At 49.9% G+C, this 407-nt stretch carries 1 protein-coding gene; it reads right to left on the bottom strand.

Features of this window, described 5'->3' with window-relative positions:
- Nucleotides 1–407, bottom strand: a 407-nt coding sequence (locus GVL52_RS29710) for a hypothetical protein (RefSeq protein ID WP_160012781.1), incomplete at both ends; no start/stop codon positions are given.

A 407-nucleotide genomic window follows, 5' to 3' on the forward strand; every position in this document is an offset into this window, starting at 1 on the left:
CTCTTGCCGTTGCCACAAAAGCTGAGCTTGTAGTAGCCAGCGGTTCACACATTGTCGTTGTTGTTGTTGCCGTTGTAGCTGGGCGCTGTGTAAAGCTTGCCAGTGCGCTGTCTCATCAGCCGCTTGTGCAGCCTGTTCGGTACTGATTTGTAACTGCTGCTGTAACTCTGCGAGCTGAGTACAATGTTGTTGTAACACCAGGTGCAAAGTCGGACTCAAACTCGACGAGTTGTCTAACTCAGCATCCGGCGCAAGTAATTGCTGTTCAATAGATGCTAACTGCTTTTGTTGGATGTGTTTTTGCTGCCGTAGCACGAGTACTGCTAACCAAAGCAACATGGAAAACCAGAACAATGCCAACAATACCGGCCAATGCTGTTGCCACTGCCAGGGCTGAGGCTCAGGAA

This window comes from Rhizobium sp. 18055 (genome assembly GCF_902706285.1).
Lineage (GTDB): Bacteria > Pseudomonadota > Alphaproteobacteria > Rhizobiales > Rhizobiaceae > Rhizobium.